Below are 21,645 nucleotides of genomic sequence, written 5' to 3' on the forward strand. Positions count from 1 at the left end.
TCAGCCCTCCCGCTGCTGACGCAGGTTGCGGATCTGGTAGATCACGATCGGGACCACCAGGATGAACAGGAAGACGGCCAGCGCCGAGCCCTGCCCGTTCTGGCCGTACCGGAACGCCTGGTTGTACATCTCGTTGGCGATCACGCTGGTGTCGTAGTTGCCGTTGGTCGCGGTCCGGACGATGTCGAAGACCTTGAGCGTGGCGATCGACAGCGTCACCACCACCACGATCAGCGCGGGCCGGATGCTCGGCATGGTGATCTGCCAGAACATCTGCCAGGGGGTGACCCCGTCGAGGCGGGCGGCCTCCACGATGTCCGCCGGGATCGCCTTGATCGCGGCGGAGAGCACCACCATGGCGAAGCCGGCCTGGATCCACACCATGATCACGATCAGCAGCAGCGTGTTCAGCGGCGACTCCAGCAGCCACTGCTTCGGCTCGCCGCCGAGGCTGACCACGATCTGGTTCAGCAGGCCGATCTGCTCCTGGCCGTCGCCGCGGTAGGCGTAGACGAACTTCCAGATGATGCTGGCGCCGACGAACGAGATCGCCATCGGTAGGAAGATCAGCGACTTGGCGACCGCCTCGAACCTGGCCTTGTCCACCATCACCGCGTAGAGCAGGCCGAACGAGGTGGCCACCAGCGGGACCAGCAGCACCCAGACCAGGGTGTTGAGCAGGACCCGGACGATCGAGTCCTCGGAGAACATCCAGCCGTAGTTGCGCAGGCCCACCCAGTCGTTGCTGCCGGCGTCCATGAAGGAGAGCAGCGTGGTCCGGATCGCCGGCACCACCAGCCCGATGGCGAGCAGCAGCAGCGTCGGCAGCAGGAAGAACAGGGCGAACAGCCCCTCCCGCGGCTTCAGCCGGCGGGGCAGTGGACCGCCGCTCGCCGCCGCGGCGACCAGCTTCTGCTCCCGACGGCGGGCGAACCAGGCCGGCACCACGTCGAGGAGCAGGAGCAGACCGCCCACCACCGCGACGAAAGCGATCAGCCCGTACATCAGCATGAGGAACTTCGGCTGTTCCTCCGCGAAGTCGAACTCCATCGACCCTCCTTCAAGGGCTCGGTTAGCGGTGGTGGCCCGGTCCGCGTCGCGGACCGGGCCACCAACTCAGATCACTTCCAGCTGCCCTCGATGCCGTTGAGGACGGTCGTGGTGTCCTTGCCGTTCACCCAGTCGACCATGCCCTTCCAGAAGGTGCCCGCGCCGACCGCGGCCGGCATCAGGTCCGAGCCGTCGAAGCGGAAGACGGTCTTCGGGTCCTGGAGGATGCCGACGGAGAGCTTGTCCACCGGGTTCGGCACGTTGGCCAGGTCGAGCTTCTTGTTCGCCGACAGCCAGTCGCCGATCTTGGCGCGGCTGTTGACGTACTCGCCGGAGGCCAGGTAGGTCTGCACCGCCTGGACCTCGGGACGGTCGGCGAAGCCCGCGACGAACTCGCCGGCACCCAGCACCGGCTTGCCCTTGGCCGGGTCGATGGCCGGGAAGTAGAAGGCGAAGACGTCGCCGTCCTCGGCCACCTTGGTGCCCTGCGGCCACTGGTTGGCGTAGAAGGACGCCTGGCGGTGCAGCGCGCACTTGCCGGTGGTGATCGGGACGCCCGCCTCCTGGAAGGAGGTGGTGGCGATGCTCTTCACCCCGCCGAAGCCGCCGTTGACGTACTTCTCGTTCTTGAGGATGGTGCCGGCCTTGTTCACCGCGTCGGCGACCTTGGGGTCGTTGAACGGGATGCCGTGGGTGGTCCACTGGTCGTAGACCTCCGGACCCTGGGTCCGGAGCATGACGTCCTCGATCCAGTCGGTGGCCGGCCAGCCGGTGGCGTCACCGGACTCGATGCCGGCGCACCACGGCTTGGTGCCGCTGGCCGCAATGGTGTCGCTGAGCTTGATCAGGTCGTCCCAGGTGGTCGGGACCTGCCAGCCCTTCTCCTTGAAGGTCTTCGGCGAGTACCACACGTACGACTTGACGTTGGAGCCGAGCGGAACGCCGTAGAGCTTGCCGTCGACGGTGCTGTACTTCAGCCAGTCGGGGGTGAAGTTCTGCTCGGCCAGCGCCTTGGTGTCGGCGCCGACCGTCTTCACCTTGCCCGCGTCGACGAACCGCTTGAGCAGACCCGGCTGGGGGATGAAGGCCAGGTCGGGGGCGTTGCCACCGTCGACGCGGACGCCCAGCTGGGCCTCGAACTCGCCGCTGCCCTCGTGGTCGATCGTGATGCCGGTGCAGTCCTCGAACTGCTTCCAGGACTGCTCCAGGCGGTCGGCCTCGATGTCCCGGATCGACGAGTAGATCGTGACCTTCTTGCCGTCGTGGCCCTGGTACTTCTCGTATGCGGCGCACTCCGCGGAGCCCGCGTTGCTGCTCTTCTTGTCGTTGCCGGTGCCGCAGGCGGTGGCGCCGAGCGCCAGCCCCAGTACGCCGGCGATCGCGAGAGCCTGGCGTGATCTGGCAAACGCCATGCCGATCTCCTTCCTTGCCGGCGCGTGGAGGAGTCGAAGCCGCGCCGGTCCGATGGTCGTCCCCACATGTAAGCGCTTGCATCACCTCCGGTCCAGCCCTGGCCGGACACGGCCCGGTAACAATCCCGAAACCCGCCCAGCGGCCGTGGGCGCGCTCCCGCGCAGTAGTCGCGACCTGCACCAAGCGCCACTTCCCATCGATGGAGGTTTCTGCCACGCTGGGCCCAGCAGATTGAAGAATCTCAACATTGGAGGTGCTGGATGCGCAGACGGTGGTGGAGCCTGGCCGCGGCCGCACTGCTCGCCTCGGTGGCCCTGGTGGCCCCGGCGAGCCCGGCGATGGCCGCGCCGACGTTCAAGGTGCCGTTCCCCTGCGGCCAGTCCTGGTCCGGGCAGACCCGGTCCGACCACAGCCCGGCGTACGCGATCGACTTCAACCGCACCGACGACCTCGGCGACCCGGTGGTGGCCAGCGCCCCCGGCACCGTCGACCGGGTCACCGACCTCGGCGGCACCAGCTACGGCAAGTACGTCCGGATCGACCACGGCGGCGGCTACACCACCTACTACGCCCACCTCAACGGCTTCAACGTCTCGGTGGGCCAGACCGTCGGCTACGGCAAGGTGATCGGCTGGGTGGGCAGCACCGGCGGCTCCACCGGGCCGCACCTGCACTACGAGCAGCGGCTCAACGGCAACGACATCCAGGTGCGGTTCAACGGCGCGCTGGCGCTCTACTGGGGCACCAAGAGCTACTCCAGCGACAACGCCTGCTCCGGCGGCACCGCCTCCGGCACGGTCAACACGGCCGGCGCGGACCTGACCGTGCGCTCCGGCCCGGGCACCGGCTACAGCGCGGTCGGCTCGGTCGCCGACGGGGCCAGGGTGACCATCTACTGCCAGACCACCGGCACCACGGTCACCGGCACGTACGGCACCAGCTCGATCTGGGACCGGATCGGCTCCGGCCGGTTCATCTCCGACGCGTACGTCTACACCGGCTACGACGGCTGGATCCCGAACGTGCCGCGCTGCTGAGGCGCGCGGACAGCGCGTAGAGCAGCGTCCGCCCGGCCGACGGCACAGACCCGACCCACGAGCGGGCGCGACAGACCCGGACGCACGGCGCCGGGGTCGTCGCTGCCGGATCTCCAGGTCTGGGAGGACGGAGATTCCGGAAGCGACGACCCCGGCGGGTCCGGTGACGCGAAACCAGCGTCAATTGAAGATGCTGACACCACCCGGGCCGACCAGCAGGCCCACCACGATGAGGACGACGCCCCACAGGATCTGCCGGCGGAACAGCGCGAGGATGCCGGCGACCACGAGTACGACTGCGAGAATCCAGAGAATCAGCTCCATGGCGGCTGAGTACCCGTCTCTCCGATCCCGGAAACCTGGGAGATCATTCGAGGTGATCGCCCAGGTGGAAGATGCTGTACGCCTGCTTGATCACGGGGTGCGCGACGTTGCGGACGCGGACCCCGCCGGGGGTGGTGCCCCGCTCGGTGCCCGCGTGGGCGTGCCCGTGCAGGGCCAGCGCGGTCGGCGCCGAGTCGATCGCCTGACCCAGCTGGTACGACCCCAGGAACGGATAGATCTCCAGCGGTTCGCCGGCGAGCGTGTCCGGCACGGGGGAGTAGTGGGTGAGGGCGACCACCCGGTCGCAGTCCAGCCCGCGCAGCGCCTTGCCCAGCGCCTCGGCGCTCTCGTTGGTCGTCCGGACGAAGGCCTTCATCTCCGGCTCCCCGAAGTCGCTGGCGCACCGGCCGGCGAAGCCACCGCCGAAGCCCTTGACCCCGGCCACGCCGAGCCGGCCGCCGGCGCACTCCACCACCGTGCCCGTCCCCTCCAGCACGGTGATCCCGGCGTCCTCCAGCACCTTGATGACCTGCGGCACCTGGTCGCACTGGTGGTCGTGGTTGCCGAGCACGGTGATCACCGGCACCCCGAGCCCGCCGAACTCCCGGGCCACGCAGCGCGCCTCGGACGCGGTGCCGTGCCGGGTCAGGTCCCCGGCGAGCAGCAGCACGTCGGCGCAGTCCGGCAGCTCCTCCAGGGCCGGACGGAACCGGCCGACCACGTCCTCGTCCACGTGCACGTCGCCGACGGCGGCGATCCGGATCATCGTCGGGCCCTCCTCACGGCAGCTCCTCGACCTGGGTCGGCGCCTGCGCGCGGATCACCCCGATGTCGCTGGTGATCGGCAGGTCCGGGAAGCGCTCCGAGACCCGCCGGAGGATCTCCTCCCGCCGGTGCGGGGTCTCCACCTCGCCGTAGAGGACCAGGCCGCGTTCCCGGTGGACCACGGTGATGCCCTGCTCGGCGACGTCCGGATCCTCGGCGAGCAGCCGGTGGATCTCCGCCTCGACGTACTCGTCCGGTGGGCCGGCGCCATGCTGGGTCACGATGTCTCCTCTCCCTCGGGGGTGCGGGCGTACGGCACGGGCGTGCCGCCGTACGGCACCACGTCGAGCCGGTCCAGCAGCACCAGGAACGCCTCGGCGTACGGCGAGTGCCGCGTCTCCTTCCGTACCCGTTCCCAGTCGATCTGTTCCCGCAGCGAGCGGGCCAGCGGCAGGCCGCGGGCGAAGTCGCAGTAGTGCTGCGAGAAGCTGAGCAGCTTGTGCACCATCAGCCGGGTCGCGGACAGCACCGGCATGTGGATGGCGTCCACCGGGCGCACCACGGTGTCGGCGAAGGTCTCCTCGGTCACCGGGGTCTCGATCGGTCGGTGGATCAGGTCCACCATCCGCCCCTCGTCGTAGACCTTGACCAGCCAGTCCTCCGGCGGACGCTCGGCGTTGAAGCCCTCGGCGACCAGCGCCTCCAGCGCCCGTTCGATGTCCTCCTCGCGGAGCAGGAAGTCCACGTCGTGCTCGCTGGAGTGGCCGCCGTGCGCGTAGACGGCGAAGCTGCCGCCGAGGGCGAAGGGGATGTCGTTCTGCTTGAGCACGGCGGCGACCCGCTTGAGGGTGTGCAACAGGCTCTCGTCCCCGCGCTCGGCCATCTGGTTCTCCCGTCGTCGTGAAGGTGGACAGGCGGTCGGAAATGACGTTGCGTACCCGGCCCGCCCGCCGCCCACACCTGGGCGGCGATCAGAGACTGGTCACCCGGCCATCAACCGGGCAAACCGCCGGTGGGCGAGCGCCGGTCGGATAGCCTGTTCAGGGTGGCCGGATCACTGCTTGCGACCGGCGGCACGGCCCGACTTCGCCGCGTCGCCCTGATCGGCATCGACGGCTCGGGCAAGACGACCCAGGCGCACCGGCTCGCCGACGCGCTCACCGCGGCCGGCCGGCCCGCCACCTACCACCGCAACGCCGGCGGCCGGCGCTGGCTCGGCCGGCTCGCCAACCGGCTCGGCCGCCCCGATGCGCAGCGCCTGGTGGGGCGCAGCGGCGTGCTGGCCGTGGAGTCGGTGCTGCGCTGGCTGGCGATCGCCGCCGCGCTGCTGAGCTGCCTGGTGACGGGCCGCACGGCCGTCATGGACCGCTACTCCGCCTGCCAGTACGCCAGCATCCGGGCGCACGGCGGGCAGCGCTGGGAGCGGCTGGCCCGGGTCGGTTACCGGCTCTTCCCAGCCCCACAGGTCACCTTCCTGCTCACCGTGGACCCGGCGGAGGCGTACCGGCGGATCGAGCGGCGCGGCGACGACCACGAGACGATGGGCTGGCTGACCGCCGCCGACACGGCGTACCGCACCCTGCCCGAGTACCCGAGCTTCGTGCTGGTCGACGCCGGCGGCACGCCGGAGGACGTGGAGCGGCGGATCCGCGCCCACCTGGCGGCCTGGCTACCGCCCGAGGCCGACCCGCCGGCTGTCGACGCGTCGGCCGCCGACCGGCCGGTCGCCCCGGCGATCCCGGGGCGGTCGCCCGTTCAGGCCCGCCCGTAGACCGGGACGGCCGCCCCGCTGGTCGGCGCGGAGTCGTCCGAGGCGAGGAAGCGGATCACCGGGGCGATCTCGGCCGGGGTCACCCAGCGGCGGTGGTCGGCGCCCGGCTGGGCGGCCCGGTTCGCCGGGGTGTCGATCACGCTGGGCAGCACCGTGTTGCAGCGGACGCCGGAGGCCCGGTACTCGACCGCCACCGCGTTGGCGAAGGCGAGCACGGCCGCCTTGGCGGTGGCGTACCCGGCCGCCCCGGGGAACGGCGCGAGCGCGGCCCGGGACGAGACGCAGACCACCGCGCCGCCGCCGGCCGCGATCAGGTGCGGCAGTGCCGCCTGGGTGACCAGGTAGGTGGGCCGCAGGTTGATCGAGAGCATCCGCTCGAACTCCTCGACCGGCGTCTCGTGCACCCGGCCGCCGCTGGCGTACCCGCCGACCAGGTTGACCACCGCGCGCAGCGGCGCTGCCGGGTCGTCGGCGGCGGCCCGCACGGCCCGCTCGACGCCCGCCGGGTCCATCAGGTCCGCGATCACCCGGACCGGGCCGGACGCCGCCGGCCCCGCCCCGGTGGCGCTCTCCCGCTGGGGTACGACCACCCGCCAGCCGGCCTGGACGAAGGCGGCGGTGACCGCCCCGCCGAGCCCGCCCGTTCCGCCGGTGACCAGCACGCTGCGATCCGCCATGCGGGACACCGTAGCGTGGTGTTGGACCGCGGCGGACCGGAGCGTCATGCTGCGGTGACCGCACAAGCTGCCGGAACGTGACGCGCGCGGGGGATACTTGTTGTCGGATACGCGCGGTGATGGTTGACGGGCCACCGTTCATGAAAGTAAGTTTCATCCGTGGCGAAGAGTACGAAGATTTCTGCGAGTCACGAGCCGGGTGGGCTGATCGTCCACATCAGCGGCCTGCTGCCCTCGCTGTCGCCCGCCGAGCAGCGGGTGGCCCGGCTGGTCGTCTCCGACCCGGCCGACGCCGCGCGGCGGACCATCACCGATCTCGCCACCGCCGCAGAGACATCCGAGGCCACCGTCATCCGGTTCTGCCGGTCGGTCGGCATGAACGGTTACCCGCAGTTGCGGATCCGGCTCGCCGCCGAGGCCGCCCGCCGGGTCGAGCCGCCGGACGCCCGGGTCGTCGGTGGTGACATCCCGCCCGGCGCGGACCTGGCGCAGATCATCGCCACCATCGCCTTCAACGACGCCCGGGCCGTCGAGGAGACCGCCGAGCAGCTCGACCCGGCGGTCTGCGAGCGGGTGGTCGACACCATCGCCGCCGCCGGCCGCATCGACGTCTACGGCGCCGCCGCCAGCGGCTTCGTCGCCTCGGACTTCCAGCAGAAGCTGCACCGCATCGGCCGCACCGCCTTCTACTTCCCGGACATCCACACCGCGCTGACCTCCGCCGCGCTGCTCGGCAAGGGCGACGTCGCCGTCGGCATCTCGCACACCGGCACCACCTCCGATGTCATCGAGGTGCTGGAGCAGGCCCGGGCGCGGGGCGCCGCGACCGTCGCGCTGACCAACTTCCCCCGCTCGCCGATCACCGAGGTGGCCGACTTCGTGCTCACCACCGCGGCCCGCGAGACGACCTACCGCTCCGGCGCGATGGCCAGCCGGCTCGCCCAGCTCACCGTCGTCGACGTGCTCTTCGTCGGGGTGGCCGCGCGGAACCGGGCGCGGGCGCGCAAGGCGCTGGAGGCGACCGCCGAGGCGGTCCAGTCGCACCGGGTCGGCCCGGGTCGGAGGCGCGGGTGACCGCCGGTCGGGTGGAGCCGGACGAGGCGGCGACCGTGGCCCGACCGGTGGTCCGGGTGGGCGCTCCGACCGAGCGTCGCAACCCGGACAGCGCCGACCTCGACCTGATGTCGACCCGGGACGTGCTCACCGTCATCAACGACGCCGACCGCCGGGTGCCGGCCGCCGTCGCGGCCGTCCTCGACGAGATCGCCGCGGCCGTCGACCTGGCCGTCGCGGCCCTGCGCGGCGGGCACCGGGTGCACTACTTCGGCGCCGGCACCTCCGGCCGGCTCGGGGTGCTCGACGCCGCCGAGCTGGCCCCCACCTTCAACTCCCCGCGGGACTGGTTCTGCGCCCACCTGGCCGGCGGCCCGGACGCGATGTGGCGCGCCGTCGAGGACGCCGAGGACGACGAGCGGGGTGGCGCCGCCGAGGCGGCCGAGTGCGTACGACCGGGCGACCTGGTCGTCGGCCTGGCGGCCAGCGGGCGCACCCCGTACGTCCTCGGGGCGCTCGCCGCAGCCCGGGCGCAGGGTGCCGCCACGGTGCTGCTCTGTGCGAACCCGGAGGCGCAGGCCGCCTCCTCGGTCGACGTGTTCATCGGGGTGGACACGGGACCGGAGGTGGTCACCGGGTCGACCCGGATGAAGGCGGGCACCGCGCAGAAGCTGGTGCTGAACAGCTTCTCCACGGCCGTGATGGTGCGCCTCGGCCGGGTCTACTCGAACCTCATGATCGACATGGTGGCCACCAACGCGAAGCTGCGCGGGCGGATGATCTCCATCCTGATGGAGGCCACCAACTGCTCGGAGGAGATCTGCCGGCGGGCCCTGCACGAGGCCGCCGGCGATCTCAAGACCGCCCTGGTCTCGCTGGTCTCCGGAGCCGAGGTGTCCGCCGCCCGGGCGGCCCTGGCCCGCAGCGCGCACCAGGTGCGCGGCGCGCTCGCCCTGCTCGCCTCCTGACGCCCTCCGCCGCCCCGGTGCGCCCACTCACCGGGTGAGACGCGGAACACGTCACGGACGGGACGTCCCGCACGCCCCGGATTGTTGTCCAGGGGGCGGGGTAATCAATCCCGGAGCGGATGAACCGACCGGTACACCGGTGCGTATCTGGCAGTGACCAGGATCGCAGCCGGGCGGTGACGAGGGTCGCTGCGTCGTTGGGGTCGCAATGGTGCGATTGCCAGGGGCGGAGGTCGATTTCCCCTGATCCGCCAGCCTGTTCGCGGTGCGAAGTTGGTGAGCCCCGAATGGGCGCTGACAGCAAACGTGGACGTGGCTTACAGCTGATACTCAGGCATTCGTGACACTTTCGACTCACGACATGGAATCCCCGACACGTCTCATCTGTTGTGTAGGTGTCAGCACCGACGGGCACAGCGGAGGTTACGGGGGAGGGCCGATGGACGTGGGGATGGCAAGGAACCGGGCAACCGGCGCTAGCGAGGGGACCGTGGGCAACGTGGACAAGAACATCGGCATGCGGACCGACGAGGTCGCCGAGGAGCGCGACCTGGTCGGCGTCTACCTTCACGAGATCTCCCGGACGCCGCTGCTGGACGCCGCCAAGGAGGTCGATCTCTCCAAGGCCATCGAGGCCGGCCTGTACGCCGAGCACCTGCTCGGCGAGGACCGCGTCCCCGAGGGCGTCGACCGGGAGGACCTGGAGCGCCTGGTCGTCGAGGGCGAGCGCGCCAAGGATCTCTTCATCCGGGCCAACCTGCGGCTGGTCGTCTCGATCGCCCGCCGCTACGTCCGGTCCGGGATGCCCATGCTGGACCTGATCCAGGAGGGCAACACCGGCCTGGTCCGCGCGGTGGAGAAGTTCGACTACGAGCGCGGCTACAAGTTCTCGACGTACGCGACCTGGTGGATCCGTCAGGCCATCAGCCGGGCGATCGCCCAGCAGGAGCGGACCGTGCGACTGCCGGTGCACCTGGTCGAGGACGTCAACCGGATGCGCAACGTGGCCCGGCAGCTCACCCGTGAGCTGGGCAGCGACCCGGAGCCGGAGCAGATCGCGGCGGCCCTCGGCGTCACCGTCGAGCGGGTCAACGAGCTGGTCCGCTGGTCGCAGGACACGGTGTCGCTGGACACCCCGGTCGGCGACGACGGCGACACCAAGCTCGGCGACCTGGTCGCCGACAGCGACGCCCCGTCGCCGGAGGAGATCGTCCTCACCGGCCTGGAGCGGCAGCGGATCGAGGGTCTGCTCAACCACCTCGACGACCGGTCGGCCGGCATCATGCGGGCCCGGTACGGGCTCGAGGACGGTCGGGAGCACTCGCTCACCGAGGTCGCGTCGCGCTTCTCGCTCTCCCGGGAGCGGATCCGCCAGCTGGAGATCCAGGCCCTCGGCCGGCTCCGCGAGCTGGCCCGCGCCGAGGGGCTGCAGGCAGCCTGACCTGGTAGTAATGACGGCGAACGGCCGGCGTCCGATAGGGGGACGCCGGCCGTTCGCCGTGCCGGGACGGGGTCAGCGGACCCGGCCGTAGCCCTGGATCGGCATGATGTCCATGTCCCGCTTGAGCACGTTGCGCCCGGCGCTGGGCGCGTCGATGATCTGGCCGCCACCGACGTACAGGGCCATGTGGCCCAGGCCGCTGTAGAAGACCAGGTCTCCCGGGTGCAGATCACCGCGGCCGATGTGGGTCACCACGCCCCACTGCATCCGGGTGTTGTGCGGCAGGGACCTTCCCGCCGCCCGCCAGGCGGCCGAGGTGAGGCCGGAACAGTCGTAACCGTTGGGACCGTCGGCACCCCAGACGTACGGCTTGCCGATCGCCCCGTACGCGTAGCGCACGGCCACCCCGGCGCTGCCCGCCACGGCGGGTGCGTCGGGGGCGGAGCGGGCGGCCGGCCGCGGGCTCGGCGCCTCGGTGGCCTGGCCGTACGCCGCCCGGCGCAGCTCGTAGAGGCGGGCCAGGTCGCGCTCGATCTTCTTCCTGGTGTTCGCGATGCTGCGCGCCTGTGCGGCCTCCCGGGCCAGCGTCGCGTCCAGCCGGTTCTTCTCGTCGACCAACCTGCGTTGGCTGGTGGTGAAGCCGGCGATGCGATCCTGGCGTTCCCGGGTGAGCCGGTCGATCGTGCTGAGCCGGTCCAGCAGGGAGGCGGACCCGCCCGGTTCCAGCAGCGCCTGCGCGGTCCGCAGGCCCCCGGTCTTGTACGCGGTGACGGCCATGTGCCCGACGTCCGCCCGGCTCCGCGCGGTCTGCTCCTCCAGCGGGCCGATCCGCGCGTGCAGCGCGGCTGCGGTCTTCTTGTTGGCCTTGATCTCCTCGTTGAGCTTGTTGTAAGACTCGACGACCCGTTCCAGCTCGGTCGAGGACTTCTCGATCCGTGCGGTCAGCTCGGCCACCGACGGCTCGGCCCGAGCCATCGACGACGGGGCGATCAGCGCGGCCGTGAGGCCGGCGACCGTGAGCGTTCGCACCAGCATCCGTAAGGACGACAAGAGCGGAAGGCTCCTCTCCACGGGCCCTCGGGGGATGCTGACGCCCCCGACGGCACCGGCTCGGGGCCATCCGGACGGATGGCGGCCGACCGCGCCGGCCCGCCCAACGTAACCCGGGACGGGAGTGACGCGCAGGGGAAGCCGGGGCGAAAGTTGGCAAAGGGGCAGGAAAGGCCGCTGCGCAGCGTGACATCCCCTGACGCCGCTGTGGCGTGGCGGGCGGCGTGGCGCGGGTACTTCGTCGCTCTTGGCCGCTTGCGCCGGATTCGTCGTTCTGGGCGGATGTCGTGGCACGTGAGCGACGATCGCCGGACAAACCCGAAATGGAGGCCAGATGCGGGCGGCCCTGATCGGCCCGCCGCCGCGGAGGCGGGAATCCGACCGGCACGGCTGGCGGGCGGGCAACAGAATGGAACCCGGTGCCGGGAATCCCGCCGTGAGCAGGCACGGGGCGGTGGGAGAGCCGACGCCGCCGGCCCCTGGGAGGACGCCGTGCAGCAGGCAGACCGCTCCGCCACCCGCCCGCCGCGCTCGTCGCGCGGGACGACCCTGCTCTACGCGCGCCCGGGGATCGTGGTGACCACCGAACGGTTCACCGTCGGTCGGAACACCTTCGCCGTCGCCGACCTCACCCACCTGCGGGTGGGGCGCGGGCCGCACGACCGGCTGGCCGTGCGCGCCGTCGCGGTGACCGCCACCCTGATCACCGGCGTCGGCGTGCTGCTCGGCTTCACCGGCGGGCTGCAACGGCTCACCGCCGGGGCGTACCTGACCCTCGGGGTGGTGTTCCTGCTGCCGGTGCTGCTGGCGCTGGCCGGCGACCGCTGGCGGCCGCCGGCGTACGAGCTGTGGGGGCACTGCGGCGGCGTCGAGGTGCTGCTGTTCAGCAGCGACGACGAGCGGCAGTTCGGCCAGGTCAGCCGGGCGTTGAACCAGGCCCGGGAACTGCACCGGTATCCCGACGCGGAGGACCCGGCCACCGCGGCCGGCTACTGGCGACCGCAGCCCCGACGGGCCTAGACCGCAGCCCGCACGGGCCTAGTGCGCGGCGACCGGCTCCGGGGCCTGCGGCTGCCGGGCGGCGAGATCCCGGGTGACCCTGCGCTCGGCGACGAACGACACGAACGGCACGGTGCCGGCGAGCATCACCAGCAGCATCCGCTTGAGCGGCCAGTTCACCCGGCGGCCCAGGTCGAAGGTGGCGGCCAGGTACAGCATGTAGAGCCAGCCGTGCGCCGTGCCGACGACCGCCACCACGATCGGCTCGTCGAACGCGTACTTCAGCGGCATGCCGATCAGCACCAGCACGGCCAGCGCCACGCCCACGATCCAGGCGATCACGCGGTACCGGGTAAGGGCTCCGCCCACCGTCGTCCGTCCTTCCGCACCGGCCTCAGCCGGGATAGTCACCGGGCCTCGCGCCCGGATTGGCGTTCAACCATGTCAGGTAGCGGTTGTACTCGGTCAGGTCCGCGTCGTCCGGGGCGTCGACCGCGGCCGGCACCCGGGCCACCCGCACCGGGCGGCGTACCGCCGGCGCGCCCGGATCCGGCGCGGCGCCACCGGCCGCCTCCGGCGCGGCGGCGGCCGGGCCGCGCAGCGTGTGCCGGACCTCACGCCACCAGACGAAGACCACGAAGCCGGCGAAGATCGGCCACTCCACGGCGTACGCCCAGCTCAGCGTGTTGCCCGAGGCCGCCCGGCTGATCTGCCACCAGCCCAGCGCCAGGAACCCGACGACCAGCACGACCATGGCCACGTGGCGGGCGATCCACGCCGGTGTCCAGAGCCGTTTCATGGCATCGAGCGTACCGGGACGGCTCGGCCTCTCCGACGCGGTGTCGTAGGAGGGTTTGGTGACACCCCGGCTGGGCATCCGTCTAGATGCCAGCCCGTACGAGCCCGAGGGGGCGACATGACCGAATCAGTACGCCAGTCCGGTGACGTCAGCCCGGAGCAGCGGATGACGGAGTGGGACGGCGACCACGCCCGCGACACGTCGGCCACCGGCGCGAACGTCGACGGAGAGCTGCTCGGGGTGGACCCGGCGGAGCTGGACGACGAGGACCTGATCCGGGAGATGCAGAGCCTGCACCGCACCCGGCTGGACACGCTGCGCCACGCGGCCGACTCCGCGCTCGCCCACCACCTGCGCCGCACCGCCGAGCTGGAGACCGAGTACCTGGCCCGGCACCCCGGGCGCGAGGTGGATCCGAGCCGGCTGCGGGACGCCTGATGGGCACGCACGCCGAGCGGGGGATGTCCGCGCCGCCCGAGGTGGTGTTCAACACCGCGACCGACCCGGACCGGGCCTCGGCCTGGCTGCCGGAGCCGCTGCGGTCCGACGGTGGGGAGCACCCCCAGGCCAGCGCCGACGACCTGCGGGCCCGGTGGAGCAGCGCCGCCGCCCCCGGGTGGTCGGCGGAGATCCAGGTGGAGCCGGCCGACGCCGGCGGGTCCCGGGTCCGCCTCGACCTCACCGGCGGGGACGACGGCCTGGCCGACGAGACCCTTACCAACCTCGCCCGCGAGGTGGCCGACAATCTGACCGCGGGATGAGCGGAACGTGACGAGCAACGAGGAGACGTGGTGACCCAGGGCGGGCTGAAACAGAAGGTGGCGCGGCTGCGCCAGGCGTACGCGCCGCACGAGCACCGGCCGCTGGGCGGTTACCTGGCCGCGATGGGCACGTACGCCACGGTCACCGCGTCCCTGGCCGGCCTGGTCCGGGCGACCGGCCGGCCGGTGCCCGACCGGCCCGCCCCGGCCGACGTGGTGCTGCTCTCCATCGCCACGCACAAGCTCAGCCGGCTGCTCTCCAAGGACGCGATCACCAGCCCGTTGCGGGCCCCGTTCACCCGCTACGACCACCCGGCCGGCAGCGGCGAGGTGATGGAACACGTCCGCGACCGGGGCAGCTCGACCCGGCACGCCATCGGCGAGCTGCTGAGTTGTCCGTTCTGCCTGGCCGTCTGGGTGGCCACCGGCCTCACCGGCGGCCTGGTGCTCGCGCCCCGGCTGACCCGGCTGGTGGCCACCGCACTGACCGCGGTCGCCGCCTCGGACTTCCTCCAGATGGGGTACGCCGTCGCCCAGCGGGCCGCCGAGGGCGGGGACGACGACGAGAAGTGACCCCAGTACGCGCGAAGGGGGCCGGCACTGTTGCGCCGGCCCCCTTTCGCGTCGTCCCGTCCCGCTCAGGTCGGGGTGGTGCCGCCATCCTCGCCGGCCCAGCCGCGCGAGGCCTCCGGTTCACGCTCGTCGGAGTCCTCGTCGGTGATCACGTCGCGGTCCACCGCGGTGCGGTCGTGCTCGTTGGCGAAGTCCGGCTCGGGGGTGGTGTCCCGGCCCTCCGGGGGCTGGCCGAGCGCCGGCACGGACTCGTGCTCGTGCCCCTCGTGGTGCGTCATGCCGTCGTCCTCTCGTCGTCTTCGTCCACCCCCGTGCGCCGCGCGCTCAGGCCGCCGAACCGCCCAGCAGGTCGGCCACCTCGTCCACCGCGTACTCGCCCTGGGGGAGCGCGGCGATCCGGGCGAGCAGCGTCGGCGGCAGCTCCGCGGCGACCGCCCGGCGGTAGATGTCCGCCTGGCTGATCCGCTCCTGGCCGTGGTAGATGTCGTCGAGCAGCTCGTCGAGCTGCCCGGTGTCGACCTCGTCGGTCACCGGTGCGTCATCGGTCACTCCGCCCAGCTACCCCCACCCGAATCGCCCAAACCCGCGCAGAGGCTGTCGGGTCTCCAGACACCCGATCAGGCGGGGGTGGGCAGGGCCGCCCGGCGGGCGCGCACGGCGGCGGCCAGGTGGTCCAGGACCTCGGCGGTGGTGTCCCAGCCGATGCAGGCGTCGGTGACCGAGCGGCCGTAGGTCAGCTCCCGGGTCGGGTCCAGGTCCTGGCGGCCGTCGAGCAGGAAGCTCTCCAGCATGATGCCGACGATCCCGCGCTGCCCGGCGGCGAGCTGGCCGGCCACGTCGGCGGCGACCTTCGGCTGGTTGCGGTGGTCCTTGCCGCTGTTGGCGTGGCTCGCGTCGACCACCAACCGCTCGGGCAGGCCGGCGGCCCGCAGCAGGTCCAGCGCGCCCGCCACCGACTCCGCGTCGTAGTTCGGCCGGCCGCCGCCGCCGCGCAGCACCAGGTGCCCGTCGGCGTTGCCCCGGGTGTGCATGATCGCCGGGGTGCCGGAGACGTCGATGCCGGGGAAGACGTGCGGCACGCCGGCCGCCCGGATCGCGTCCACCGCCGTACCGATGCTGCCGTCCGGGCGGTTCTTCATGCCGATCGGCATGGACAGCCCGGAGGCGAGCTGCCGGTGCACCTGGCTCTCCACCGTCCGGGCGCCGATCGCGCCCCAGGCCACCGTGTCGGCGATGTACTGCGGGGTGATCGGGTCCAGGAACTCGCAGCCCACCGGCAGGCCGAGGCGGAGCACGTCCAGCAGCAGCGCCCGGGCGGTCCGCAGGCCGAGGTTGACGTCGCCGGAGCCGTCCAGCGCCGGGTCGTTGATGAGGCCCTTCCAGCCCACCGTGGAACGCGGCTTCTCGAAGTAGACCCGCATCACCACCAGCAGGTCGTCGGCGTGCCGGTCGGCGGCCTCGCGCAGCAGGTGGGCGTACTCCAGGGCGGCGGCCGGGTCGTGCACCGAGCAGGGGCCGACCACCACCAGCAGGCGGTCGTCGGCGCGGTCCAGCACCCGGCCGACCGCGCGTCGGCCGGCCAGCACGGCCGAGGCGAGCGGGGCGTGCAGGGGCAGGTCGTGCAGGAGCAGGGCGGGCGTGGTCAACGGCACGACGCGGTCGATCCGTTGGTCGATGACCGCGTCGGTCTCCGGGGTGGTCACGGTGGGCATCCTTTCGCCGACCGTGCCCGGGGCCGGTGCCCGGGTGGAGCCGGCTGCTCGTATGCAGAAGGGCAGGAGCTTCAAGCTCCTGCCCGGCCGGCTCGAAAACGAAGGTGACGTCAGCTCATGGCGAGGTCACCGGCGTCGGAGCCGGCTGCCTAAACCATCGATACGAGCGCGTCACGTCGGCCAGCGTACCCGACCGGACGGGGAAGGCTCACCGGGGCGTCGGGAAAGCCTCGTCCGATGTTTACCTCCGTCGATGCGACCAGGGGTAACTTCATCGGCACCGCTCGCAACCCCCGGAGGTAACCGATGGACCGTCGTACCGTCCTGCGCGCCACCGCTGCCGGCGGGGCCGCCGCCTTCGCCGGCAGCCTCTGGTCCGGCGCCGCGCTCGCCGCACCGGCCCAGCCGGGCGTCTCCCCGTACGGGCCGCTCGGCACCGCCGACGCCCGCGGCCTTCAGCTGCCCGCCGGCTTCACCAGCCGGATCGTCGCCCGGTCCCGGCAGGTCGTGGCCGGCACGTCGTACACCTGGCACGACGCCCCGGACGGCGGCGCCTGCTTCGCCACCGGCACCGGCTGGATCTACGTCTCGAACTCGGAGATCACCCCGGGTGGCGGCGCCTCGGCCATCCGGTTCAACGCCGACGGCACCATCGCCTCGGCGTACCGGATCCTCTCCGGCACCAACCAGAACTGCGCCGGCGGCGCCACCCCGTGGGGGACCTGGCTCTCCTGCGAGGAGGTCAGCCTGGGGTACGTCTACGAGACCTACCCGCAGGGCGGGACGAGCGCCGTGCGCCGGCCCGCGCTCGGCCGGTTCAAGCACGAGGCGGCGGCCGCCGACCCGGTCCGCAAGGTGATCTACCTGACCGAGGACGAGAGCAGCGGCTGCTTCTACCGGTTCCGGCCCACGGTCTGGGGTGACCTCTCCGCCGGCACCCTGGAGGTGCTGGTCGCCGGCACCGCCACCAGCGGCCCGGTGAGCTGGGCCCGGGTGCCCGACCCGGACGGCTCGCCGACCACCACCCGCCAGCAGGTCTCCGGCGCGAAGAAGTTCAACGGCGGCGAGGGCTGCTGGTACGCCGACGGCACCTGCTGGTTCACCACCAAGGGCGACAACCGGGTCTGGGCGTACGACGCGGTCAACCAGCGGATCGAGCTGGCGTACGACGACTCGCTGGTGACCGGCGGCACGGCGCCGCTGACCGGGGTGGACAACATCACCGGCGCCCGCTCCGGCGACCTCTACGTCGCCGAGGACGGCGGCAACATGGAAATCAATTTGATCACCCCGGACGAGGTGGTCGCGCCGTTCGTTCGGATCACCGGGCAGTCCTCGTCGGAGATCACCGGCCCGGCGTTCTCCCCGGACGGCAGCCGGCTCTACTTCTCGTCCCAGCGCGGCACCTCCGGCTCCTCCTCCGGCGGGATCACCTACGAGGTGCGCGGCCCGTTCCGCTGAGTCTCCGCCCGGCCGGTCCGGCGCCGCACGGCGCCGGACCGGCCCACGGCGATCTTGTGGCGTGTCGGGCGGGCCGGCGGGGTATGAGACCCGGCATGAGTCACGAGCAGAGCGACCAGGAGCGGGTCGAGTCCCGCGCCCACCTGCTGCCCGAGGAGGCGTCGGTCGGCAGCGAGGACGCGCAGGCGCAGGCCGACGCCATCCTCACCGAGTCCGACATCCGGGAGGAGGACCAGAACGCCGCCCCGGACACGGTGCTGGAGCACCGCACCTCTGATCAGACCGTGACCCCGATCGAACCCCCCGACTGATCGACCGCGCCCCGGCCCCGGCGGGACCCCCGGTAGCTCTGCTCACGCAGCCAGGCGAGCGGACCCGCCATCCGCAGGCCCGCCGGCAGGTTCCGCACCGGGTCGAAGGCCAGCGCGGCGTCCGTCCGGGCGTCCAGTTGCCCGCCGAGGGTGACCTGGCCGAACGGCCGCCACGGCCCGACGGCGGACGCGACCGCGAGCACCAGCCGCGGCGCATCCGCCCGGGTCGCCGCGGCGACCTCGGCCAGACTCCGGCCCAGGTCGGGGGAGTCCGGGTCGGCCAGCGCCGCCAGCCAGAGCCGCCGCGTCCCCACCCGGAACGGCAGGATCGTGCTGTACGTCCCAGCGAAGCGCCGCCGGGGCAGCGGCATGTTGCGCAGCACCGGGGCGGCCCCGCTGGAGCTGACCAGCAGGTCGAACGCCCGGGCGTCGGCCAGGTGCAGCCGGACCGCCAGCCCCAGCACGTCCGGCCAGCCGTCCGGGGTGGGCACGCCACGGGAGAACCGCACGGTGGCGCGGTGCCGGCCCGGCTCGTCGAGCAGCGCCACGCCGGTCGGCGGTCCGGGCGTACCCCAGATCATCACCTCGGCGGTGAACGCGCGGCCGGTCGGATGCAGCAGGCGGGCCCCGCGCCAGCGGGTCAGGACGGCGGCGGCCCCGGCGACGGCGACGGCCGCGCCGGCGGCGACGGACTCCGAGGGGGTCGGCATGCCCGCTGCGGTACCCCGCGCCGCCCGGTAGATGCCCGCCGCGCCGGGTGGGCTCGCGGACGGATGAGCTGTCCCCTTTCCGCCCCGGAGATCGGATAGCGTCGGGTCATGCCCGACAGCGGTTACCCCTGGCCCATCGAGACGACCCGACTGGACAACGGCCTGCGCGTGGTGGTGAGCGAGGACCGCACCGCTCCGGCGGTGGCGGTCAATCTCTGGTACGACGTGGGCTCCCGGCACGAGCCGACGGGGCAGACCGGTTTCGCCCACCTCTTCGAGCACCTGATGTTCGAGGGCTCGCTCAACGTCGCCAAGACCGAGCACATGAAGCTCATCCAGGGCTGCGGTGGCTCCCTCAACGCCACCACCAACCCGGACCGGACGAACTACTTCGAGACCGTCCCCGCCGAGCACCTGGAGCTGGCGCTCTGGCTGGAGGCCGACCGGATGGGTGGCCTGGTCCCGGCGCTCACCCAGGAGACGCTGGACAACCAGCGCGACGTGGTGAAGAACGAGCGCCGCCAGCGCTACGAGAACGTGCCGTACGGCGACGCCTGGCTGCGGCTGCTGCCGCTGCTGTATCCGCCCGGCCACCCGTACCACCACGCCACGATCGGCTCGATGGCCGACCTGAACGCCGCCGACCTGGCCACCTTTCAGACGTTCCACACCACCTACTACGCGCCCGACAACGCGGTGCTCACCGTCGTCGGCGACGCCTCCGCCGCCGAGGTCTTCGCGCTCGCCGACAAGTACTTCGGCGCGATCCCCACGCGCCAGGAGATCCCGGCCGCCCCGGACGGCCGGACCGTCACGGCCACCGGCCGGGCCGCCGTCGAGACCGTCACCACCGACGTCCCCGCCCCCCGGGTGTACGTCGCGCACCGCACCCACCCCTTCGGCACCCCCGGGTACGACGTGGCCACCGTGCTCGCCGCGGTGCTCGGCAGCGGCCGGGGCAGCCGCCTCTACCAGCGCCTCGCGGACGGGGAACGGATCGCCCAGCCGGACCTGGTCGGCGCGTACGGAGTGGACCTGGCGCACGCCCCGGCGCCGCTGATCGCCACCGCCACCGCCCGCACCGGGGTGGGCGCCGAGCGGCTGGCCGCCGGGGTCGCCGAGGTGGTCGACGAGCTGGCCACCGTGCCGGTGACCCACGCCGAGCTGGACCGCGCCAAGGCGCTGCTGAGCACCGCCTGGTGGCGACAGATGTCCACCGTGGACGGCCGGGCGGACACCCTCGGCCGGTACGCCACCCAGTTCGGCGACCCGGCCAAGGCCGCCGAACGGTTGCCGGCCTGGCTGGCGGTGACCGCCGACCAGATCGCCGAGCAGGCCGCCGAGCTGCTCGGCGCCGACGACCGGGTGACCCTGACCTACCTGCCGGAGGAGACCCCATGACGCTGATCACCGCCCGTCCCGGCGCGGGCACCCCCCGCCCGTACCGGTTCCCCGCCGTGGTCCGCCGGGAGGTCGCCGGCGGCCGGGTGGTCGCCGCCCACCTGCCCGGGCAGAACCTCGCCGTGGCGGTGCTGCTGCTCGACGCCGGGGCCGGCCGCGAGCCGGTCGACAAGGAGGGGCTCGGCGGGGTGCTGGCCAAGGCGTTGGAGGAGGGCACCGCCCAGCGGGACGCCACCACCTTCGCGCTCGCCGTCGAAGGGCTCGGCACCGAGCTGGTGACCGGGCTGGACTGGGACTCCTTCCAGGTCAGCGTGCAGGTGCCGGTGGACCGGTTGAGCGCGGCGGTGGAGCTGCTCGCCGAGGCGGTCCGGACGCCCCGGCTCGACCCCGACGACGTGCGCCGGGTCCGCGACGACGAGGCGACCGCGCTGCGGATGGACTGGGCCAACCCCGGCCCGCGCGCCGACGCGGCGCTGCGCGCCGACCTCTTCGGCGCCGACAACCGGTGGGGCCGCCCGATGTACGGCGACCCGGACTCGGTGGCCGCGCTGGACGTCGAGGACGTCACCGTCTTCCACTCGGAGTGGTTCCTGCGGCCCGGCACGCTGATCGTCGCCGGCGACCTGGACCGCCTCGACCTGGACGCGCTCGCCGCGGCGGCGTTCGCCGGCACCGGCGGCGGCCCGGCCGAACGCGGTGGCCCGATCGAGGTGCCGCTGCACACCGGGCGGCGGATCCTCCTGGTGGACCGGCCCGGCTCGGTGCAGTCCACGCTGCGGCTCGGGCACCCGTCGCCGCACCGTGCCCACCCGGACCACGTGCCGATGACGCTCGCCGGCACGGTGCTCGGCGGCGCGTTCACCTCCCGCCTCAACCACCTGATCCGGGAGGTGCGCGGCTACACGTACGGCATCCGGGGCGACTTCGCCTCGTCCCGCCGCTTCGGCCGGTTCGCGGTCAGCTCCGGCGTGCAGAACGCGGTGACCGCGCCGGCTCTGGTGGAGGCGGTCGGGGAGATCACCCGTACCCGGGTCGGCGGGGTGACCGCCGACGAGCTGGCGGTGGCCAGCTCCTGGCGGGCCGGCCAGCTGTCGGTCGAGTTGCAGAGCCCGCGGGCGATCGCGTCGGCGCTGACCACCCTGGTGGTGCACGACCTGCCGGACGACTACCACGCCCGGCTGCGGGAGGCGCTGCTCGCCGCCGACGTGGCGGAGGTCTCCGCCGCGGCCGCCGCCCACCTGCACCCGGAGTCGCTGACCCTGGTGGTGGAGGGCGACGCGGCGGTGATCCGCGACGAACTCATGGCGACCGGGCTCGGCGAGGTGACGGACGCCACGCTCTGATCGGGGCGAATCCGGTCCGGGCGGTG

26 protein-coding genes and 1 pseudogene are annotated in these 21,645 nt (G+C 72.7%); 13 read left to right on the forward strand and 14 right to left on the reverse strand.

Translation table 11 applies throughout. The annotated features are described in order from the left end of the window. The gene (locus M2302_RS00925; RefSeq protein ID WP_280836058.1) at positions 1–1,050 is read right to left on the reverse strand and encodes a sugar ABC transporter permease; all 1,050 of its coding nucleotides are present in this window, start codon (positions 1,048–1,050) and stop codon (positions 1–3) included. A 71-nt stretch (positions 1,051–1,121) separates the two neighbouring features. After that, complete coding sequence (locus M2302_RS00930; RefSeq protein ID WP_280836059.1) at positions 1,122–2,462, reverse strand: ABC transporter substrate-binding protein; 1,341 nt, start codon at positions 2,460–2,462, stop codon at positions 1,122–1,124. 261 nt (positions 2,463–2,723) lie between these two features. Between M2302_RS00930 and M2302_RS00935 the strand changes: the two genes are divergently transcribed. Further along, the gene (locus M2302_RS00935; RefSeq protein ID WP_280836060.1) at positions 2,724–3,500 is read left to right on the forward strand and encodes a peptidoglycan DD-metalloendopeptidase family protein; all 777 of its coding nucleotides are present in this window, start codon (positions 2,724–2,726) and stop codon (positions 3,498–3,500) included. Positions 3,501–3,680: 180 nt separating this feature from the next. Here M2302_RS00935 and M2302_RS00940 read toward each other — a convergent pair whose 3' ends face one another. The 4 genes and pseudogenes from M2302_RS00940 to M2302_RS00955 all read right to left on the reverse strand — a co-directional run bounded on the left by M2302_RS00940 (position 3,681) and on the right by M2302_RS00955 (position 5,547). Further along, positions 3,681–3,824: a GPGG-motif small membrane protein gene (locus M2302_RS00940; RefSeq protein ID WP_165947907.1), complete on the reverse strand. Its 144-nt coding sequence runs from the start codon at positions 3,822–3,824 to the stop codon at positions 3,681–3,683. Continuing rightward, positions 3,815–4,590: pseudogene (locus M2302_RS00945) on the reverse strand (metallophosphoesterase). Before M2302_RS00945 ends, M2302_RS00940 begins: the two are co-directional and overlap by 10 nt. A gap of 13 nt (positions 4,591–4,603) precedes the next feature. Beyond that, entirely contained in the window at positions 4,604–4,870 is a 267-nt protein-coding gene (locus M2302_RS00950; RefSeq protein WP_280836061.1) for a hypothetical protein, read from the reverse strand. Beyond that, complete coding sequence (locus tag M2302_RS00955; protein WP_348529392.1) at positions 4,867–5,547, reverse strand: nucleotidyltransferase; 681 nt, start codon at positions 5,545–5,547, stop codon at positions 4,867–4,869. Before M2302_RS00955 ends, M2302_RS00950 begins: the two co-directional genes overlap by 4 nt. 87 nt (positions 5,548–5,634) lie before the next feature. Here M2302_RS00955 and M2302_RS00960 point away from each other — a divergent pair, with 87 nt between their 5' ends. After that, the gene (locus M2302_RS00960; protein ID WP_280836063.1) at positions 5,635–6,360 is read left to right on the forward strand and encodes a thymidylate kinase; all 726 of its coding nucleotides are present in this window, start codon (positions 5,635–5,637) and stop codon (positions 6,358–6,360) included. Here M2302_RS00960 and M2302_RS00965 read toward each other — a convergent pair. Then, entirely contained in the window at positions 6,345–7,037 is a 693-nt protein-coding gene (locus M2302_RS00965) for an SDR family NAD(P)-dependent oxidoreductase (protein ID WP_280836064.1), read from the reverse strand. The two genes, M2302_RS00960 and M2302_RS00965, sit on opposite strands and share 16 nt — an antisense overlap. A 159-nt stretch (positions 7,038–7,196) precedes the next feature. On the opposite strand from M2302_RS00965, the gene M2302_RS00970 reads away from it, so the two are divergent. The 3 genes from M2302_RS00970 (at position 7,197) to M2302_RS00980 (ending at position 10,499) form a co-directional block, all read left to right on the forward strand. Beyond that, positions 7,197–8,111: a MurR/RpiR family transcriptional regulator gene (locus M2302_RS00970; RefSeq protein WP_280836065.1), complete on the forward strand. Its 915-nt coding sequence runs from the start codon at positions 7,197–7,199 to the stop codon at positions 8,109–8,111. Continuing rightward, positions 8,108–9,058, forward strand: a complete 951-nt coding sequence (murQ, locus tag M2302_RS00975; protein ID WP_280836066.1) for an N-acetylmuramic acid 6-phosphate etherase — start codon at positions 8,108–8,110, stop codon at positions 9,056–9,058. Before M2302_RS00970 ends, murQ begins: the two co-directional genes overlap by 4 nt. A gap of 451 nt (positions 9,059–9,509) precedes the next feature. Further along, on the forward strand, positions 9,510–10,499 hold the full coding sequence (locus M2302_RS00980) for a sigma-70 family RNA polymerase sigma factor (RefSeq protein ID WP_280836067.1): 990 nt from the start codon (positions 9,510–9,512) through the stop codon (positions 10,497–10,499). A gap of 72 nt (positions 10,500–10,571) precedes the next feature. Here M2302_RS00980 and M2302_RS00985 read toward each other — a convergent pair whose 3' ends face one another. After that, complete coding sequence (locus M2302_RS00985; RefSeq protein WP_280836068.1) at positions 10,572–11,549, reverse strand: C40 family peptidase; 978 nt, start codon at positions 11,547–11,549, stop codon at positions 10,572–10,574. Between the two features lie 492 nt (positions 11,550–12,041). On the opposite strand from M2302_RS00985, the gene M2302_RS00990 reads away from it, so the two are divergent. Next, the gene (locus tag M2302_RS00990) at positions 12,042–12,569 is read left to right on the forward strand and encodes a DUF6232 family protein (RefSeq protein ID WP_280836069.1); all 528 of its coding nucleotides are present in this window, start codon (positions 12,042–12,044) and stop codon (positions 12,567–12,569) included. Between the two features lie 18 nt (positions 12,570–12,587). On the opposite strand, the gene M2302_RS00995 is transcribed toward M2302_RS00990, so the two are convergent. After that, entirely contained in the window at positions 12,588–12,917 is a 330-nt protein-coding gene (locus M2302_RS00995; protein WP_280836070.1) for a DUF3817 domain-containing protein, read from the reverse strand. A gap of 25 nt (positions 12,918–12,942) precedes the next feature. Further along, positions 12,943–13,347 carry a hypothetical protein gene (locus M2302_RS01000; RefSeq protein WP_280836071.1) on the reverse strand — a complete coding sequence of 135 codons (405 nt, stop codon included), beginning with the start codon at positions 13,345–13,347 and terminating at the stop codon, positions 12,943–12,945. A gap of 117 nt (positions 13,348–13,464) precedes the next feature. Here M2302_RS01000 and M2302_RS01005 point away from each other — a divergent pair, with 117 nt between their 5' ends. The 3 genes from M2302_RS01005 to M2302_RS01015 are packed head-to-tail and all read left to right on the forward strand — an operon-like array spanning position 13,465 to position 14,681. Next, positions 13,465–13,785, forward strand: coding sequence for a DUF6158 family protein (locus tag M2302_RS01005; protein WP_280836072.1), 321 nt, complete (start codon positions 13,465–13,467; stop codon positions 13,783–13,785). Continuing rightward, entirely contained in the window at positions 13,785–14,108 is a 324-nt protein-coding gene (locus tag M2302_RS01010) for a hypothetical protein (protein WP_280836073.1), read from the forward strand. Before M2302_RS01005 ends, M2302_RS01010 begins: the two co-directional genes overlap by 1 nt. Before the next feature lie 30 nt (positions 14,109–14,138). Next, the gene (locus tag M2302_RS01015; protein ID WP_280836074.1) at positions 14,139–14,681 is read left to right on the forward strand and encodes a DUF1360 domain-containing protein; all 543 of its coding nucleotides are present in this window, start codon (positions 14,139–14,141) and stop codon (positions 14,679–14,681) included. Between the two features lie 65 nt (positions 14,682–14,746). Here the strand turns inward: M2302_RS01015 and M2302_RS01020 are convergent, their stop codons facing one another. From M2302_RS01020 to M2302_RS01030, 3 genes are all read right to left on the reverse strand, one after another. Beyond that, positions 14,747–14,959 carry a hypothetical protein gene (locus M2302_RS01020; RefSeq protein WP_280836075.1) on the reverse strand — a complete coding sequence of 71 codons (213 nt, stop codon included), beginning with the start codon at positions 14,957–14,959 and terminating at the stop codon, positions 14,747–14,749. Positions 14,960–15,005: 46 nt separating this feature from the next. Further along, complete coding sequence (locus M2302_RS01025; RefSeq protein ID WP_280836076.1) at positions 15,006–15,230, reverse strand: hypothetical protein; 225 nt, start codon at positions 15,228–15,230, stop codon at positions 15,006–15,008. A gap of 68 nt (positions 15,231–15,298) precedes the next feature. Beyond that, positions 15,299–16,393 (reverse strand): 3-deoxy-7-phosphoheptulonate synthase, encoded by a 1,095-nt coding sequence (locus M2302_RS01030; protein ID WP_280836077.1) that lies wholly within the window; start codon positions 16,391–16,393, stop codon positions 15,299–15,301. 306 nt (positions 16,394–16,699) lie between these two features. On the opposite strand from M2302_RS01030, the gene M2302_RS01035 reads away from it, so the two are divergent. After that, positions 16,700–17,854, forward strand: coding sequence for an alkaline phosphatase PhoX (locus M2302_RS01035; RefSeq protein WP_280836078.1), 1,155 nt, complete (start codon positions 16,700–16,702; stop codon positions 17,852–17,854). Between the two features lie 95 nt (positions 17,855–17,949). Then, the gene (locus M2302_RS01040) at positions 17,950–18,165 is read left to right on the forward strand and encodes a hypothetical protein (protein ID WP_179801491.1); all 216 of its coding nucleotides are present in this window, start codon (positions 17,950–17,952) and stop codon (positions 18,163–18,165) included. On the opposite strand, the gene M2302_RS01045 is transcribed toward M2302_RS01040, so the two are convergent. Further along, positions 18,132–18,875 (reverse strand): phosphodiesterase, encoded by a 744-nt coding sequence (locus M2302_RS01045; protein ID WP_280836079.1) that lies wholly within the window; start codon positions 18,873–18,875, stop codon positions 18,132–18,134. The two genes, M2302_RS01040 and M2302_RS01045, sit on opposite strands and share 34 nt — an antisense overlap. Before the next feature lie 108 nt (positions 18,876–18,983). Between M2302_RS01045 and M2302_RS01050 the strand changes: the two genes are divergently transcribed. Beyond that, positions 18,984–20,276, forward strand: a complete 1,293-nt coding sequence (locus M2302_RS01050; protein ID WP_280836080.1) for a pitrilysin family protein — start codon at positions 18,984–18,986, stop codon at positions 20,274–20,276. Beyond that, the gene (locus tag M2302_RS01055) at positions 20,273–21,619 is read left to right on the forward strand and encodes a pitrilysin family protein (RefSeq protein ID WP_280836081.1); all 1,347 of its coding nucleotides are present in this window, start codon (positions 20,273–20,275) and stop codon (positions 21,617–21,619) included. Before M2302_RS01050 ends, M2302_RS01055 begins: the two co-directional genes overlap by 4 nt. Positions 21,620–21,645 lie beyond the last annotated feature (26 nt).

It is taken from the genome of Micromonospora sp. A200, from assembly GCF_029893845.1.
Lineage (GTDB): Bacteria > Actinomycetota > Actinomycetes > Mycobacteriales > Micromonosporaceae > Micromonospora > Micromonospora purpureochromogenes.

Excerpts from the sequence above, each read along its gene's own strand:
- M2302_RS00940 (WP_165947907.1), bottom strand. The coding sequence starts at position 3,824 with ATGGAGCTGATTCTCTGGATTCTCGCAGTCGTACTCGTGGTCGCCGGC.
- M2302_RS00980 (WP_280836067.1), top strand. The coding sequence starts at position 9,510 with ATGGCAAGGAACCGGGCAACCGGCGCTAGCGAGGGGACCGTGGGCAAC.
- M2302_RS00925 (WP_280836058.1), bottom strand. The coding sequence starts at position 1,050 with ATGGAGTTCGACTTCGCGGAGGAACAGCCGAAGTTCCTCATGCTGATG.
- M2302_RS01055 (WP_280836081.1), top strand. The coding sequence starts at position 20,273 with ATGACGCTGATCACCGCCCGTCCCGGCGCGGGCACCCCCCGCCCGTAC.
- M2302_RS01005 (WP_280836072.1), top strand. The coding sequence starts at position 13,465 with ATGACCGAATCAGTACGCCAGTCCGGTGACGTCAGCCCGGAGCAGCGG.
- M2302_RS01040 (WP_179801491.1), top strand. The coding sequence starts at position 17,950 with ATGAGTCACGAGCAGAGCGACCAGGAGCGGGTCGAGTCCCGCGCCCAC.
- M2302_RS00930 (WP_280836059.1), bottom strand. The coding sequence starts at position 2,462 with ATGGCGTTTGCCAGATCACGCCAGGCTCTCGCGATCGCCGGCGTACTG.
- M2302_RS01045 (WP_280836079.1), bottom strand. The coding sequence starts at position 18,875 with ATGCCGACCCCCTCGGAGTCCGTCGCCGCCGGCGCGGCCGTCGCCGTC.
- M2302_RS01000 (WP_280836071.1), bottom strand. The coding sequence starts at position 13,347 with ATGAAACGGCTCTGGACACCGGCGTGGATCGCCCGCCACGTGGCCATG.
- M2302_RS00965 (WP_280836064.1), bottom strand. The coding sequence starts at position 7,037 with ATGGCGGATCGCAGCGTGCTGGTCACCGGCGGAACGGGCGGGCTCGGC.
- M2302_RS01035 (WP_280836078.1), top strand. The coding sequence starts at position 16,700 with ATGGACCGTCGTACCGTCCTGCGCGCCACCGCTGCCGGCGGGGCCGCC.
- M2302_RS01030 (WP_280836077.1), bottom strand. The coding sequence starts at position 16,393 with ATGCCCACCGTGACCACCCCGGAGACCGACGCGGTCATCGACCAACGG.
- M2302_RS01010 (WP_280836073.1), top strand. The coding sequence starts at position 13,785 with ATGGGCACGCACGCCGAGCGGGGGATGTCCGCGCCGCCCGAGGTGGTG.
- M2302_RS01050 (WP_280836080.1), top strand. The coding sequence starts at position 18,984 with ATGCCCGACAGCGGTTACCCCTGGCCCATCGAGACGACCCGACTGGAC.
- M2302_RS00935 (WP_280836060.1), top strand. The coding sequence starts at position 2,724 with ATGCGCAGACGGTGGTGGAGCCTGGCCGCGGCCGCACTGCTCGCCTCG.
- M2302_RS01020 (WP_280836075.1), bottom strand. The coding sequence starts at position 14,959 with ATGACGCACCACGAGGGGCACGAGCACGAGTCCGTGCCGGCGCTCGGC.